This is a genomic window from Streptomyces sp. NPDC093085, from assembly GCF_040683935.1.
Taxonomy (GTDB): Bacteria; Actinomycetota; Actinomycetes; order Streptomycetales; family Streptomycetaceae; genus Streptomyces.
In genome coordinates this window covers 246,967-261,777 of sequence record NZ_JBFBFB010000010.1, presented here as the reverse complement: position 1 = coordinate 261,777, position 14,811 = coordinate 246,967, and the positions used below count along the sequence as shown (strand labels likewise).

Here is a 14,811-nt window from a genome sequence, read left to right as displayed (position 1 = left end):
CTTTTGGCACGCTGTTGAGTTCTCAAGGAACGGACGCTTCCTTCGTACTCACCCGGACCACTGTCCGAGGCTTTCCTCCGGGCGCTTCCCTTCGGCATTTCGTGTTCCGTACTCTATCAGGTCTTTTTCGGCTTTCTGACCACCGTTTCGCAGGCATGCGAAAGCCAGGACAGATTAACGATCAAGGTTTGATAGATGCCGCCCGCCCCCGACTCGAAGTCGTGTTGGGGTCAGGCAGGGGTACGACAGTACATCCCGTCCGTCGGGGCAGGCAAATCGATTCCGGGGGCCGCCGGCGGGTCACCGGTCGGCTGCCGAGGGGGGCGCCAACCGTCAGCTCTTACTCGGAACCGTCACTTCCTATGACTTACCCTTCTGAACAGCGCGTCGTCCCCTCACAGACGGTGACCGGCGGGCTCCTCAACTCTCTCCACCCCCTGGGAGGCTCCTCCATGACCATCGTCGCGGCTCCACTGTCCGGACAGGCCATCGGACTGGCAGCGGTCCCCGATCCGGTCTTCTCCGGTGCGATGGTGGGGCCCGGTACCGCCATCGATCCGGTGCGGGAGCCCGGTGAGGCCGTGTCGCCCGTGGACGGGGTGGTCGTCTCCCTGCATCCGCATGCCTTTGTCGTCGTGGACGAGGCGGGGCGCGGGGTGCTGACGCACCTCGGTATCGACACGGTGCAGCTCAACGGCGAGGGGTTCGAACTGCTCGTCACGAAGGGCGACACCGTCCGCCGGGGGCAGGCGGTCGTGCGCTGGAACCCGGGCGCGGTCGAGGAGGCGGGGAAGTCGCCGGTCTGCCCGGTCGTGGCGCTGGACGCGCCCGCCGACGCGCTCGCCGGGCTCCGGGAGAGCGGCGCGGTGGCGACGGGCGACACGCTGTTCGACTGGCAGTGACGCCGGTGACGTATGTCAGGGGCGGGCGTCGGGCGTCCGTCGTACAAGAAACGCGGCGCGCTGGTGGCCGCATAACCGGAGACGGGTGACATGGAGACAACGCTGCGAGGCGTCGGGGTCAGCCACGGGGTGGCGATCGGCGAGGTCAGGCACATGGGGACCGCGGTGCTCGAACCGCCGGCCAAGCAGATTCCGGCGGAGGAGGCGGAGCGCGAGCAGGGGCGGGCTCACCAGGCCGTCGAGGCGGTGGCCGCCGATCTGGTCGCCCGGGGGAACCTGGCCGGTGGCGAGGCGCAGGCCGTGCTGGAGGCCCAGGCGCTGATGGCGCAGGACCCGGAGCTGATGGCCGATGTGGAGCGGCGGATCGCCGTCGGGTCCACGGCCGAGCGCGGCGTCTACGACGCGTTCGCCTCGTACCGGGCGCTGCTCGCCGGGGCCGGGGAGTATCTCGCCGGGCGGGTGGCGGACCTGGACGACGTGCGGAATCGTATCGTCGCCCGGTTGCTGGGGGTTCCGATGCCCGGGGTGCCCGACAGCGACGAGCCGTATGTTCTCTTCGCCCGTGACCTCGCGCCGGCCGACACGGCGCTGCTCGACCCGGCCCTCGTGCTCGGTTTCGTGACCGAGGAGGGCGGTCCCACCAGCCACAGCGCCATTCTGGCGCGGGCACTCGGGGTGCCCGCCGTGGTCGCGCTGGCCGGGGCCGGGGAGATCTCCGAGGGCACGGTCGTCGCGGTCGACGGCAGCACGGGCGAGGTCTTCGTCGATCCCGACGCCGCGAAGCGGGCCGAACTCACCGAGGCCGCCGCCGCGCGGAAGGCCGCGCTCTCCGCGTCGACCGGGCCCGGCGCCACCTCGGACGGGCACAAGGTGCCGCTGCTCGCCAATGTGGGCGGGCCCGCGGATGTGGCGGCGGCCGTGGCGGCGGGGGCCGAGGGCGTCGGGCTGTTCCGTACCGAGTTCCTGTTCCTCGACGACAGCGAGCGGGCGCCCTCGGAGGAGAAGCAGGTCGCCGCGTACCGCGCGGTGCTGGAGGCCTTCCCCGAGGGGCGGGTGGTCGTACGGGTGCTGGACGCCGGGGCCGACAAGCCGCTGGAGTTCCTGACCCCCGCCGACGAGCCGAACCCGGCGCTGGGTGTGCGGGGGCTGCGGAGTCTGCTGGACCACCCGGATGTGCTCCGTACCCAGCTCACCGCGTTGTCGAAGGCCGCGGCCGGGCTGCCGGTGTATCTGGAGGTCATGGCGCCGATGGTGGCCGACCGCGCCGACGCCAAGGCGTTCGCGGACGCCTGCCGTGAGGCGGGGCTGAACGCGAAGTTCGGTGCCATGGTGGAGATTCCGTCGGCCGCGCTGCGGGCCCGGTCGATTCTTCAGGAGGTCGAGTTCCTCTCGCTGGGCACCAATGACCTGGCGCAGTACACCTTCGCCGCCGACCGGCAGGTGGGCGCCGTCTCCCGGCTCCAGGACCCGTGGCAGCCCGCGCTGCTCGATCTGGTGGCGCTGGCGGCGGAGGGCGCCAAGGCGGAGGGGAAGAGCTGCGGGGTGTGCGGTGAGGCCGCCGCCGATCCGCTGCTCGCCTGTGTACTCACCGGTCTCGGTGTGACGTCGCTGTCCATGGGGGCCGCATCGATTCCCTACGTACGGTCGGCGCTGGCGCAGCACACGCTGGCGCAGTGCGAGCGGGCGGCCGCCGCCGCGCGGGCGACGGACTCCGCCGAGGAGGCCCGGCAGGCCGCGCAGGCGGTGCTCTCCGGTGAGTGAACCTCACCGGGGCGCGTGACGGGATCGTCGCGGGCCCTCGGGGGGCTTCTCCGCGTGTGGTGCGCGGGGAAGCCCCCTTCTGTGTCAGGTACTTCAGTGTCAGGTACTTCAGTGGTGTCCGGTGTCCTCCAGGCCCAGGTCGAAGCCCGCGTGGTACTCCGCGCCCGGTTCGGGCGGGAGGGGGTCTCCGGTCTCCGCGTCGGTGCAGTAGGCGTTGAAGACCTCGGCCGCGGTGAGCGGGACGAGGTCGCCGGCGGCCAGGCGCCAGCCGTGGAGCCGGTCCGGGGTGCCGGGGGCCGACGTACGGAGGACCACTCCCCCGCCGCTCTCCAGGGCGACGCCCGCCGCGAGCACGCTGACGAACTCGGTGGCCTCGGTCGCGTCGAACACGGCGGCGTCCTCCAGGAACGTGCCCTCGCCGGGCGGTGTTCCGTCGGTGGTGTCGGTGTTCCCGGTGCTGTCGGTGGTGTCGGCGTGCAGGACCGCCAGGAGCTGATCGTCGGCGGCGGGGACGCTGCACACCAGGTGGTGGGTGCCGGGGCCCGCCGCCGTGAGCAGCCGCAGCAGGATGTGGGAGGCCCGGTCGAAGGAGGCGCGGCCGATGTCCTCTCCGCAGTCGGCGCAGGTGCCGAGGTCGGTGAGGAGCGTTGTCGCGTACTCCCAGGTGGCCTTGCGGATGGCGGTGTCGATGAGCTGCGGCACGAGGGTGTCGAGGGGCTGGCCGGTGTAGGCGAGGGCGGCGCCGCTCGCCGGGATCGCGGCGGTGAAGCGGCTGCGGCTGGCCGGGGTGTCGGGGTCGAGCCCGTGCCGCGCGCAGTACTCCGCGAACTCGTCCGGGTCGAAGAGGGCGACGGTGGTGTGCACGCCTTGGGCCGCGAGTGCCCTCAGCAGTCCGTCGAGCTGGCGGAGATAGGCCGTGTGGTCGTCGAAGGTGAAGGTGCGGTAGCCCCGCATCGCCGCGAAGTCCCGTTCGTCGGCGAGCAGGCCGACGGTGCTGGGGACTTCGCGGCGCAGCGCGCGGCGCCTCGCCGTACGGGCCTGGCCTCGGGTCCGGCCGCGGGACCGGGTGTCGGTGGCTCGGCCGTCCGTATGGCTGCGGGTGTGGTCGGTGTGGGTCATGGCTCCCCCGTGAGCAGCGGTCGATCAATGCTCACTCAGAGTAGTCGGGGAGTCTGACAATGGGGCTCCGGTGGCTCAGGAGCGGCGGCTCCGGCCCAGTCGCTCGTAGAAGCCGAGCAGTTCGGGGTGGTCGACGGAGCCCACGTTGACGGCCTGGTCCAGTGGGGTGCCCTGGAGGAGGCGTTTGACGGGGACCTCGATGCGTTTGCCCGTCAGGGTGTGCGGGACGGCGGGGATTTCGAGGATCTCGTCGGGGACGTGGCGGGGCGAGAGCTCGGCGCGGATCGTCGCGTTGACGCGGGCGCGCAGGCCGTCGTCGAGGGCCGCGCCCTCCGCGAGGTGGACGAAGAGCGGCATCCAGTATCCGCCGTTCTCCTCCTCCACGCCGATGACCAGGGATTCCCTGATCTCGGGGAGGCGTTCGACCACTTCGTAGATGTCGGCGGAGCCCATCCGGACGCCCTGGCGGTTGAGGGTGGAGTCGGAGCGGCCGTGGATGACGACGGAGCCCCGGCCGGTGAGGGTGATCCAGTCGCCGTGGCGCCAGGCGCCGGGGAACATCTCGAAGTAGCTGTCGCGGTAGCGGCTGCCGTCGGGGTCGTTCCAGAAGCGGATCGGCATGGACGGCATCGGCTGGGTGACGATCAGTTCGCCGACCTCGTCGGTGACCGGCCGGCCCTGGGGGTCCCAGGCCTGGAGGTCGGTGCCGAGACAGGCGGCCTGGAGCTCCCCGATGTGGACGGGGAGGGTGGGGACGGCTCCGGCGAAGCAGGTGCACACGTCGGTGCCGCCGCTGACGGAGGCGATCCAGAGGTCCGCGGCGACCTCGTCGTGGAGCCAGCGGAATCCGTCGGGCGGCAGGGGGGATCCGGTGGTGGCGACGCAGCCGATACGGGAGAGGTCGTGGTCCCGGCCGGGGTGTACGCCCGCCTTGCGGCAGGCCATGACGTACGCGGCGGAGGTGCCGAAGAGGGTGGCGCCGGTCCGTTCGGCCACGTCCCACTGGGCGTCGACGGAGGGGTGGCCGGGGCTGCCGTCGTACAGCACGACCGTGGTGCCGACGAGCAGGCCGGAGACGAGGAAGTTCCACATCATCCAGCCGGTGGAGGTGTACCAGAAGAAGCGGTCGCCGGGGCCGAGGTCGCAGTGGAGTCCGAGCTGCTTGACGTGTTCGAGGAGGATGCCGCCCTGGGACTGGACGATCGCCTTGGGCAGGCCGGTGGTGCCGGAGGAGTAGAGGATCCAGAGGGGGTGGTCGAAGGGGACCTGTTCGAAGGCGAAGGCCGCTTCAGGGCCGGGGGCCGCTTCAGGGCCGGGGGCCGGTTCCGCCGCCTCCGGTTCGGTGCCGGCCGTGACCTCCGCCCAGTCGAGGGCACCTTCCGGGGCCGGGGTGCCGAGCAGCGGGATGTGGACGACGGCGCGCAGGGAGGGGAGCGCGGCGCGGAGTTCGGCGACCGTGCCCGTACGGTCGTGTTCCTTGCCGCCGTACCGGTAGCCGTCGACGGTGAAGAGCACGACGGGTTCGACCTGCTGGAAGCGGTCCAGGACGCCGCGGGCGCCGAAGTCGGGGGCGCAGGAGGTCCAGATGGCGCCGACGGCGGCGGTGGCGAGGAAGGCGGTCACGGCCTGCGGGATGTTGGGGAGGTAGCCGCTGACGGGGTCGCCGGGGCGGACGCCGAGCAGGCGCAGCCGGGTCGCGAGCGCGGTGACCTGGCGGCGGAGCTCCGCCCAGCTCACGGCGGTCTGCTCGGCGGTCTCGTCGACGTACAGGAGCGCGGGTTCCTGGGCGCGCTCCGGGTCCTCGGCCGTGCGCAGGGCGTGTTCGGCGTAGTTGAGGGTGGCGCCGGGGAACCACTGGGCGCCGGGCATGGCGCGCTCGCCCAGGACCCGCTCGTACGGGGTGGTGAACCGGATGCCGAACCAGTCGGCGACGGCGGCCCAGAAGGACTCCAGGTCCTCGACGGACCAGCGGTGGAGGGCCGGGTATCCGCCGTCGGCGGGCGCCCCGTACCGTTCGGCGGCCCAGGCCTGGAAGCGGGTGACCGTGGCCGTGGCGATCCGGTCCCGGCCCGGCTCCCACAGGGCCTCGGGGGTGTCGGCTGCGGTCATGGGGCGGCTCCCTGCTGGCTCGACTGGCTCGACGGCGGGCGTGTGGCGGCGCCGTAGGGACGATGCCATGTGATCGTCCCGGGCACCAGGCTCCGTGGCCGACAGGGGTACGGGGTCGCCGTGGGTGAACGGCAGTTGAACGGAGTACCCGGCGGGGCGCCGCGGATGGCAGGGTGATCGTCATGGACGGTCGGGAGCTGGTGCGTTCGATGAGAGTGGTCGGATCGGTGCGGGGGCTGCGCTCGGTGCGGGCGGCGTGGCGGGGGCGGCGCGCGGACGCCAGGGAGCTCTCCGCGCGGGGCCCGGAGCGGGCCAGGGTGCCGGGTCCGCTGCTGGGGACGGAGCCGCTGCCGGGCGGCGGGATCGTCCGGTTCGCACGGGCGGAGCTGCGGGTGTGCGTGCTGGTGGGCGGCGCGGTGTTCTGGGGGTGGGACGGGGCGGAGCCGGGGCCCTCGTACGGGGTGGACGGCGCGGCGCCCGAGCCGGATCCGCGGGCGGGGTTCGAGCCGGACAAGGACGGCGGCCGGCGGGTGGTGACGGAGCGGGTGACGGTGGGGGTGACCCGGCACGGGGGTGTGGAGGTCCGTACGCCGGGGGGTGTGGTGCTCCGCCGTGAGCTGCCGCCCCGCTGGTGGGAGCCGGTGGCCGGGGGCGGGGCGCGGTGGGTGCAGCGTTCGGAGGTGGCGGCGGACGCGCGGTTCTTCGGGCTGGGCGGCCGGGCGTCGGGGCCCCGGCTGCGGAACGGCACGTACCGGCTGTGGAACACGGACCCGGGCGGCGGTTTCGGGCCCGGGGACGACCCGCTGTACGTGACGATGCCGGTGCAGCTCGTGGTGGCCGACGCGGGGACGCATCTGGCCTTCCACGACAACTCCTGGGACGGGCGGGTCACGCTCCGCGAGGGCGAGGAGGGCGCGGGGTCGGGGCATGACCGGCCCGGCACCAGTGAGCTGCGTATGGACGGCGGGCCGCTGCGGTGCTGGGTGGTGACCGGCACGCCGGCGCGGGTGCTGCACGGCTGGACGGCGCTGAGCGGGGCGCCGGTGGCGCCGCCGTCGTGGGCGCTGGGTCCGCACCACGCGCGGTGGGGGTTCGGCAGCGCGCGGGAGGTGCGGCGGATCGTGGCGGGGTACCGGGAGCGGGGGCTGCCGCTGTCGGCGGTCCATCTGGACATCGACCACTACGACGGGCACCGGGTCTTCACCGTGGACCGGGAGCGCTTCCCCGATCTGCCGGGGCTCGCCGCGGAGTTGCGCGCGGAGGGGGTGCGGCTGGTCTCGATCGTCGATCCGGCGGTGAAGGCGGAGCCGGGGTACGCGGTGTACGAGAGCGGGCGTGCGCTGGGGGCGCGTGAGGGGGTGGTGCGGGCGCCGGGCGCGTTCGTCCGGGACCGGCGGGGCCGGGAGGTACGGGGCGAGGTGTGGCCCGGGGAGTGTGTCTACCCGGATTTCACCGATCCGGCGGTACGGGAGTGGTGGGGCGGGCTGTACGAGGAGCGGCTGGCGCAGGGGTTCTCCGGGGTGTGGCACGACATGAACGAGCCGGTGTCGTTCGTGCCGTTCGGGGACCCGACGCTGCCGCGCTCGGCCCGGCACGCGCTGGAGGGCCGGGGCGGCGACCACCGTGAGGCCCACAACGTGTACGCGCTGACGATGGCGCGGGCCGGTTACGAGGCGCTGCGCAGGCTCCGGCCCGAGGAGCGTCCTTTCCTCTTCTCGCGCTCGGGGTGGGCGGGGATGCAGCGGTACGGCGGCACCTGGTCGGGCGATGTGTCGACGGGGTGGCCGGGGCTGCGGGCGTCGCTCTCGCTGGTGCTGGGGCTCGGGCTCTGCGGGGTGCCGTACTCGGGCCCGGATGTGGGCGGTTTCGACGGGAGTCCTTCGCCGGAGCTGTATCTGCGCTGGTTCCAGCTCGGGGCGTATCTGCCGCTGTTCCGTACGCATGCGGCGATCGACGCGGGGCGCAGGGAGCCCTGGGAGTTCGGGGCCGAGGTGCTGGAGCACGCGCGGGCGGCGCTGGTGGAGCGGGAGCGGCTGCGGCCGTACTTCGTGACGCTGGCCCAGCTCGCCCGGGTGACGGGGGCGCCGTACGTGCGGCCGTTGTGGTGGGGGGCGCCGGAGGACCGGGCGCTGCGCGACTGCGAGGACGCGTTCCTGCTGGGGGACGCGCTGCTGGTGGCGCCGGTGCTGACGCGGGGTGCGGACCGGCGGGCGGTGCGGCTGCCGCGCGGCCGGTGGTACGACACGGCGACGGGGCGGGCGTACGAGGGTCCCGGGCAGGTGCTGCTGGACGCGCCGTGGTCGCGGATCCCGGTGCTGGCCCGGGCGGGTGCGGTGATTCCGGTACGTGGCGCGGACGGCGGCCCGGAGCTGGAGGTCTGGCCTCCGGCGGAGGGGCGCACGGGCGGCGGTCTGGTGGTGCCGGACCCGGTGGACGACGGGTGGAGCCCGGCGGACGGGGAGCCCGAGCCGGAGCCGGAGGTGGCGCGGTATGTCTCGCGCTTGGTGGACGGTGTGGTCCGGGTCGAACTGCTGACGTCCGAGGGTCCGGTGGAGCCCCGGTGGCCGGTCCGGGTCAGGGAGGTCACGGGCTGACCGCAGGGGCCGGGCCGTATGGTCATACAGCCGTATGGCCGTACTGCCGTATACGGGAAGCGGTACGAACCCTTCCCGCGGGCCGGTGGAGCTGGTAGACCCCTGGGGCCATGACCGGATTCGTGTTCCGCCGTGCCCTGGCCGCCGTCGTCGCCTGGTCCGTCGCTCTGCTCGTCGTCGCCGTGGGGGCGCCGGGCGCCGGGGCGGCGGCCGGGCGGAGTGGTGCACGGGCGGCGCCCCCGGAGTTCGTCGCCCTGCGGACGGTCGTGCCGACCGTCATCGAGGAGATGCGCTACCCGACCCCGCACAACTTCGTGGGCGAGCCGGTGGACGGCTACCGGCAGCCGCTCTGCATCGTCACCCGGCAGACCGCCGAGGCGCTGCGCACCGCGCAGCGAGCACTGCTGGCGCGGGGCTATTCGCTGAAGGTGTACGACTGTTACCGGCCGCAGCGGGCCGTGGACCACTTCGTGCGCTGGGCCGCGGATCTCCAGGACGAGCGGATGAAGGCGGAGTTCTATCCCCGGGTCGACAAGTCGCGGCTGTTCGAGGACGGTTACATCGCGGAGAAGTCCGGGCACAGCCGGGGCTCCACGGTGGATCTCACGCTGGTGCGGCTGCCGGCCGTACCGACGAGGCCGTATGTGCCGGGTGAGGCGCTGACGCCCTGCTACGGGCCCCGGGCCCAGCGGTTCCCGGACAACTCCGTCGACATGGGGACGGGTTATGACTGCTTCGACACGCTGGCGCACACCGACGACCCGCGGATCGTGGGCGAGCAGCGGGCCGGCCGGCAGTTGCTGAAGTCGTCCCTGGAGGCGGTCGGGTTCGCCAATCTGCCCGAGGAGTGGTGGCACTTCACCCACCTCCCGGAGACCTTCCCCGACACGTACTTCGACTTCCCGGTGGCGTGGAGCTCGGTGGGCGGCCTCCGGGGGTGATCCGGGGGCTCGTACGGTACGGGGAGGGCCGGGCCCCTGGGCTCCGGCGCTCCCCGTGGCGGGGAGGCCGGGCGGCCGGAGGGGCTGGGGTCAGGAGGTGGGGGCGTGCTCGCGCCGCTGGGAGGCGCGGTTCATGGCGTGTTCGACGACCGAGACCAGCACTTCCTTGACGGACTCGCGGTCCCGCGCGTCGCACATCACCAGCGGGACCCCGGGGTCGAGGTCGAGCGCGGTGCGCACGGTCTCGCCGGGGAAGCGGTCGGCTCCCTCGAAGCAGTTGACGGCGACCGTGAAGGGGATGCCGCGCCGCTCGAAGTAGTCGACGGCGGCGAACGAGTCGGCCAGCCGCCGGGTGTCGGCCAGCACGACGGCGCCGAGGGCGCCCTGGGCCAGCTCGTCCCAGAGGAACCAGAAGCGGTCCTGCCCGGGGGTGCCGAAGACGTACAGCACCAGGTCCTCGCGGAGGGTGATGCGGCCGAAGTCCATGGCGACCGTGGTGGTCGTCTTGGCCTCGACGCCGTCGGTGTCGTCGACGGGCCGGCCGACCTCGCTCAGTACCTCCTCGGTACGGAGTGGCCTGATCTCGCTGACCGCGCCGACCAGGGTGGTCTTGCCCACCCCGAAGCCGCCGGCGACGAGAATCTTCAGCGCCACCGGATCGACCGGACGCTGCCTGCGGCTAGAGCGCCCGAAGACCATTGATCACCTCGCGGAGAATGCTCACGTCCGGCAGCTCGGCCGGCGGAACGGGACGGGTTACACGCACGATTTCGTCCTCGACGAGGTCTCCGACGAGGACCCTGACGACCCCTACGGGGAGGTCGAGGCCCGCGGACAGCTCGGCGATCGACTGGGGGCTCGTATAGCAGCGGTCGACGATCTCCACATGTTCCGGGGAGAGCGTCTGGTCCCGGCCCGGATCACCGGCCTCGGGTTCGCAGACGACGAGCGCGATCAGGTCGAGTTGGTGGCGCGTCGCGCTGCTGGTGCGGCCGCGCGTCATCGCGTACGGACGCACCACCGGTCCGGCTTCGCCGTCGAACCAGTGCTGCGCGTCCTGACCTGAGTCACTCATGGGGCCACTCACCCTCCGGCGGGGAGACCGGTCCGGGGGGCCGTGCCCAGGTGCACCCCGACCCGCTTGACCATGAGCGTCATCTCGTAGGCGACCTGGCCGACGTCCGAGTCCGCGTCGGAGAGGACGGCGAGGCAGCTCCCGTCGCCCGCCGCGGTGACGAAGAGGAAGGCGTCGTCCAGCTCCACGACGGTCTGCCGGACGCTGCCGGCGTCGAAGTGCCGGCCCACGCCCTTGGCGAGGCTGTGGAATCCGGAGGCGACCGCCGCCAGGTGCTCCCCGTCCTCGCGGGTCAGGTCCTTCGAGGTGCCCGTGGCCAGGCCGTCCCCGGAGAGGACCACCGCCTTGCGGATGCTCGCGACCCGTTCGACCAATTCGTCCAGCAGCCAGTTGAGTTCACCCGTGCCATTGGGGCCGGTGGAGCGTGCTGCGACATGCGGTGCGGTCATCGACCGTCCCCCTCCGATGTGGTTCTTTCTGTCTCGGCCCGGCCGGTGGTGTCCTCGGCGTCGTTCTGCCGACGGCCACGCTGCCAGCCGTTCTGGAGCGACGCCATGCGGCTGCGGACCTGGTCCGCGTCCCGCTCCTGGTCGGCGGGGCGGCCCTGGCCGGGCGCCGGGCCGGTGTTTTTGTCCTGCGCGACGTCCCGCAACTGAGGGGCGAGGCTGGCCTGCCGTACCCGGCGGGGCAGTCCGTCGATCATGGGGGGCGCGCCGTCCGCGGGGGCCGCCGGTGCGGCGGGCCCGGACGGTTCCGCCGGGGTGCGGCGGGAGGTCTGCGACGGTACGCCGGACCAGGTGCGCGAGGACCCCGTACCGCTGCCGTTCCCGTTGCCCGGCCGGTCGTCGGCGGGCCTGCCGCGCTCCGGCTCGTCCACCCGGCGGCCCCGGTCGGCGACGAGGGTCGGCGGCTTGCGGCGCGGCAGGGCCGGCTCATCGCCGGGGCCCGTGCCGGGCGCGGTGTCCTGTTCGTACCGGGCGTGCCGGCCGCGCGGGGCGCCCCGTCCGTCCCGGCGCTCGCGGAGGTCGCGGGCCTCCTCGCGGCGGTTCTCGTCCCGCAGTCCGCGCAGTTCGTCCCGGCTCATCCGGGCGTCCCGCACGTCGTACAGGTCGCCCCGGGCGTCCTGGTCGGCGTGGTTGTCGTGAGTGGTCCGCACGTCGTAGGTGTCGCGGCTGTCGCGGCGGCCCTGGGTGTCGTGACTGCCGGGGGCGCCGGGGGCGCCCTGGGCCCCGTGGGAAGAGTCGCGGAGTTCCCTGGCGCGGAAGATGCCGCCGCGCTCGCTCTCCGTGTCATCGATGTCGCCGATGCCGTCACCTCCGCCGAGTACCGGACCGCTGTCGGCACCGAGCGCACCGACGGGTGCCTCCAGTTCGACCGGGCCGTCGAGCACGGACGGGCCGCTGCCCAGTCCGGTGGGGACCTGTGCCAGGGCGGTGCGCCGGCCGCCGCCGTTGTCGGTACGGCCGCGCCCCCGCTCCAGGGCGTTCTTGCGGTCGAGCCGGAAGCCGGTGCCCTCGGTCTCGGGGGCGTCGGTCAGGAGCGCGACGGGGAGGAAGACGATGGCGGTGGTGCCGCCGTACGGGGAGGGCTGGAGGGAGACCCGTACGTTCTGCCGCTGGGCCAGCCGGCTGACGACGAAGAGGCCGAGCCGGTCGGTGTCGGAGAGCTCGAACTCGGGGGTCTCCGCGAGCCGGAGGTTGGCGTCGAGGAGGACCTCGGGGGCCATGCCCAGGCCCCGGTCGTGGATCTCCAGGGTGAAGCCGTTGGCGACCCGCTCGCCGTGCACCTGTACCGCGGTGTGCGGGGGCGAGAACACCGTGGCGTTCTCCAGGAGTTCGGCGATGAGGTGGGTGAGGTCGGCGACGGCGGGGCCGCCGACGCCGATCCTCGGGAGCCTGCGGACCTCGATGCGCTCGTAGTCCTCGACCTCGGAGACGGCGGCGCGTACGACGTCCATGAGCTGGACGGGCTTGCGCCACTGACGGGAGGGGGCGGCGCCGGAGAGGATCACCAGGCCCTCGGCGTGCCGGCGCATACGGGTGGTGAGGTGGTCGAGGCGGAAGAGGTCGGCCAGTTCCTCGGTGTCCTCCGTGCGCCGCTCCATGGTGTCGAGGAGGGTGAGCTGACGGTGGAGCAGGACCTGGTTGCGGCGGGCGAGGTTGACGAACACCTCGGAGACGCCCCTGCGCAGGTCGGCCTGTTTGACGGCGGCCTCGACGGCGGCCCGCTGGAGGGTGTTGAGCGCCTGGCCGACCTGGCCGACCTCGTCCCGCTCGTATTCGAGGCGCGGGGCCTCGGTCTCCACGTCGACGGGGTCGCCGGCGGCGAGGCGGCGCATGACGCTCGGCAGGCGGACGCCGGAGACCTCGTGGGCCTCCTTGCGGAGCCGGGAGAGGTCGCGGATCAGCTCACGGCCGACGCGGGTGGAGACGAAGATGGAGATGAGGAGGGTGACCAGGCCGAGGGCCGCGGCGAGTCCGGTCCTGAGGAAGATCTCCTGGCGGATGGGGTCGATGTGGTCCTTGTAGAGGGTGTTGGCCTCGGTGCTCTCGTCGGTGAGGTCGCCGAGGACGGAGGCGGTCATCTCCTGCCAGCCCTTGGCGGTGACCACCTTGAGGCTCTTGGTGGCGCCGGCCGCGATGAGCTTGTCCTCGGTCTCGCGCAGCTCCAGCGTGGCGGGGGTCCGCCAGTACTGCTCCAGGGTGGCCCGGTCGGAGAGCGGCAGGTCGGCGAGGTTGGTCTCGTAGAGAAGGACGCGGGTGGCGACCAGGTCCGAGGTGCCGCGCAGGTCCTCGGGGGACATCTCGCCGCGGACCAGCGCGGAGGCGATGAGGGCGTCCTCGCGGGAGAGCATCTCCTTGGCGCGGTCCAGGCCGATCAGGGCGCGGCCCCAGTTGTCGCCGTCGACGTCCTCGTTGCCGTAGAGCGAGGCGAGCACGTTGTGGCTCGGGTCGACGAGCTTGTTGTAGAAGTCGAGGGCGCCCTCACGGGTGACGGTGCTCTCGTCGACGGAACGGCGCATCAGGTCGAGACCGTCGAGGTCGTCGAGGAGCCGGCCGAGCCGTTCGGATGTGATGGTGTCCATACGGTCCCGGACACCGGATTCGGCGTTGTTCCTGACCGTGGTCAGCGCCCGGTCCGTGTCGCTGCGGCGGCTGCGCAACTCGGTCAGTGAATCGGCGGCCTCGGGATCCGCCAGAAAGATGAGGGTCTGGCGACGCTCGCTCTGGAGGGCCCGGATGGAGTCTTCCACCGGGTGGCCGATTTTCTCGATCGCGTAACTGACATCGATGAGCTGCTTGGCCTCGGTGCCGGCCAGTGTGGTCGCGAGACCCCAGAGGACGGTGAGCCCGACGAGCGGCACGAGCAGCAGCGCCACGATCTTCCGGCGGATGGATTTCCCGCGAAAGCGCATGGCCTCCCCCTGGTCGATCCCCGCCTGTGGCGGGAGATACTTCGTCAGCAAACGGCGCGAGCCTACTACTGTCACACCGGCATCTCGAAGACACGTCCGGATGTTTTTCAGCCGTCCACTGACTCCTTGATCATGAGTTGTCCCGGTATTCGTCGTGTTGGCTTCCGCCGCTGATGTATGGAGGCCATGAGGCAAGAGGAGTACCGGTCAGGACAGATGGCCGAAATCATTCGCTCAGCGCTTCGGGAGGGAATCTTCCTGGGGTGACATCCGTCCTTATGTACGGAGATCAGGGGAAGCGGCGCGGACAGCGGCGGTGCGCACATCACATTTCGGGTCCGGTCCGGACCCGGAGCGGCATGAAACGTGACGAGCCGGGCAGTCCGAGGGGGACGGAGAGCGGGTCGGGGGATGACGGACCAGCGGAGCGACGAAGGGTGGGGTGCCGTGTCGGCAGGCGAGTTCGACCGGGTTTCACACGGGTTGTGGGTGGAGGTGCCCGCCAAGTCGTACCGCATGCCGGATCCGGTACGGACGGCGGCGGTCCGGGCGGTCATCATCACCGCGGTGACACTGATTCAGGCCATGATTGCTTTCCTCAGCACGCTCGCCGGGTCCTGGCTGGCCTTCCCGATGGTGCTGAGCAGTGTGGCCTCCACGGTCGTGGCGACGTGGGGGGTGCTGGACGTCTGGGTGACGCGCCAGGTGTGGAACCAGCGGTACGGGGTGGTCTCCGTCCCCAGCAGTACGGCGCGGGAGTTGCGCCGTGAGCGGCGCAGGGCGCGCAAGGCGGCCGGAAGGGCGGCGCGCGAGGAGACCGGGAGACCGCCCGGCGCCGCTCCACTGGGCGAGGAACGGCCGCGGGGCGGACTCACCACGGTCTGACGGGCCGAGG

11 protein-coding genes are annotated in these 14,811 nt (G+C 72.5%); 5 read left to right on the top strand and 6 right to left on the bottom strand.

Annotation, left to right across the window (positions count from 1 at the left end; all coding sequences use genetic code 11):
* Window positions 1-452: 452 nt before the first annotated feature.
* Window positions 453-902: a PTS glucose transporter subunit IIA gene (locus AB0O07_RS25880; protein ID WP_365637335.1), complete on the top strand. Its 450-nt coding sequence runs from the start codon at window positions 453-455 to the stop codon at window positions 900-902.
* 90 nt (window positions 903-992) lie between these two features.
* Entirely contained in the window at window positions 993-2,663 is a 1,671-nt protein-coding gene (ptsP, locus tag AB0O07_RS25875; RefSeq protein WP_365637289.1) for a phosphoenolpyruvate--protein phosphotransferase, read from the top strand.
* A gap of 108 nt (window positions 2,664-2,771) precedes the next feature.
* Here ptsP and AB0O07_RS25870 read toward each other — a convergent pair whose 3' ends face one another.
* Both AB0O07_RS25870 and AB0O07_RS25865 read right to left on the bottom strand, forming a co-directional pair.
* Window positions 2,772-3,782, bottom strand: coding sequence for a hypothetical protein (locus tag AB0O07_RS25870; protein WP_365637287.1), 1,011 nt, complete (start codon window positions 3,780-3,782; stop codon window positions 2,772-2,774).
* A 75-nt stretch (window positions 3,783-3,857) separates the two neighbouring features.
* On the bottom strand, window positions 3,858-5,891 hold the full coding sequence (locus AB0O07_RS25865) for an acetoacetate--CoA ligase (protein ID WP_365637285.1): 2,034 nt from the start codon (window positions 5,889-5,891) through the stop codon (window positions 3,858-3,860).
* Between the two features lie 182 nt (window positions 5,892-6,073).
* Here AB0O07_RS25865 and AB0O07_RS25860 point away from each other — a divergent pair, with 182 nt between their 5' ends.
* Complete coding sequence (locus AB0O07_RS25860) at window positions 6,074-8,485, top strand: glycoside hydrolase family 31 protein (protein ID WP_365637283.1); 2,412 nt, start codon at window positions 6,074-6,076, stop codon at window positions 8,483-8,485.
* 110 nt (window positions 8,486-8,595) lie between these two features.
* On the top strand, window positions 8,596-9,426 hold the full coding sequence (locus AB0O07_RS25855; RefSeq protein ID WP_365637282.1) for a M15 family metallopeptidase: 831 nt from the start codon (window positions 8,596-8,598) through the stop codon (window positions 9,424-9,426).
* Window positions 9,427-9,516: 90 nt separating this feature from the next.
* Here AB0O07_RS25855 and AB0O07_RS25850 read toward each other — a convergent pair whose 3' ends face one another.
* From AB0O07_RS25850 to AB0O07_RS25835, 4 genes are read right to left on the bottom strand one after another with little or no spacing between them, the layout of a single operon-like run.
* Window positions 9,517-10,125: an ATP/GTP-binding protein gene (locus AB0O07_RS25850; RefSeq protein ID WP_365637279.1), complete on the bottom strand. Its 609-nt coding sequence runs from the start codon at window positions 10,123-10,125 to the stop codon at window positions 9,517-9,519.
* Window positions 10,106-10,501: a DUF742 domain-containing protein gene (locus tag AB0O07_RS25845; protein ID WP_365637276.1), complete on the bottom strand. Its 396-nt coding sequence runs from the start codon at window positions 10,499-10,501 to the stop codon at window positions 10,106-10,108. Before AB0O07_RS25845 ends, AB0O07_RS25850 begins: the two co-directional genes overlap by 20 nt.
* Window positions 10,502-10,509: 8 nt before the next feature.
* Window positions 10,510-10,950: a roadblock/LC7 domain-containing protein gene (locus tag AB0O07_RS25840; protein ID WP_365637274.1), complete on the bottom strand. Its 441-nt coding sequence runs from the start codon at window positions 10,948-10,950 to the stop codon at window positions 10,510-10,512.
* A complete protein-coding gene (locus tag AB0O07_RS25835) occupies window positions 10,947-13,916 on the bottom strand; it encodes a nitrate- and nitrite sensing domain-containing protein (RefSeq protein ID WP_365637332.1) in 2,970 nt (989 codons plus the stop codon). The genes AB0O07_RS25840 and AB0O07_RS25835 overlap by 4 nt, the downstream gene beginning before the upstream one ends.
* A gap of 411 nt (window positions 13,917-14,327) precedes the next feature.
* On the opposite strand from AB0O07_RS25835, the gene AB0O07_RS25830 reads away from it, so the two are divergent.
* A complete protein-coding gene (locus AB0O07_RS25830) occupies window positions 14,328-14,801 on the top strand; it encodes a hypothetical protein (protein WP_365637272.1) in 474 nt (157 codons plus the stop codon).
* The last annotated feature ends 10 nt before the right edge of the window (window positions 14,802-14,811 follow it).